The organism is Vibrio sp. 10N.222.52.B7 (assembly GCF_041474275.1).
Classification (GTDB): domain Bacteria; phylum Pseudomonadota; class Gammaproteobacteria; order Enterobacterales; family Vibrionaceae; genus Vibrio; species Vibrio crassostreae_C.
In genome coordinates, this window is the sequence record NZ_JBFRTU010000541.1 from 1 (window position 1) to 467 (window position 467).

The 467-nt window shown below is 39.0% G+C and carries 1 pseudogene; it reads right to left on the reverse strand.

Annotation, left to right across the window (positions count from 1 at the left end):
• A pseudogene (locus tag AB4512_RS24095) lies at positions 1 to 467 on the reverse strand (hypothetical protein); the annotation flags it as partial.

Genomic DNA, 467 nt, shown 5'->3' on the forward strand with positions numbered 1-467 from the left:
TTCAAAAACAGAAGCGACACCGCTTTTTTCGAAACGACTAATGTCAGTATTTAGATCTTTAAGCTTTGAGTTGATCTCCAGTTCATTTTCTAGTTTTGTATTTATAGTCCTGATAGACAAACAAACTTCATCGTAAGACGACTTTAGCTCTTGGAACTTTGTGTTCCACTCATTAGCGTTGACATCGGTGTCTCTGTCGACGATTTCAAGCAAACCTGTAGTGTTTGTTGCAAAGGCATGAATTTGCTTTTGACTGTATATGTTTACTGGGAATCGTTCTCTAATATTATTTCCATCGTTGTTCCATGCACCATTTTCGTCCAGCTTCTCTACACTGCTAACTGTGCCTTGGTACCATTCGCTTTTGTACTTCGTTTGATTACGTGTAAAGCTCAGACTTACCCTAGTTTCTGGCTTTACAACATCCTTATGGAAAGACTCTATCTCAGCGGCGATTGATTTTAGGT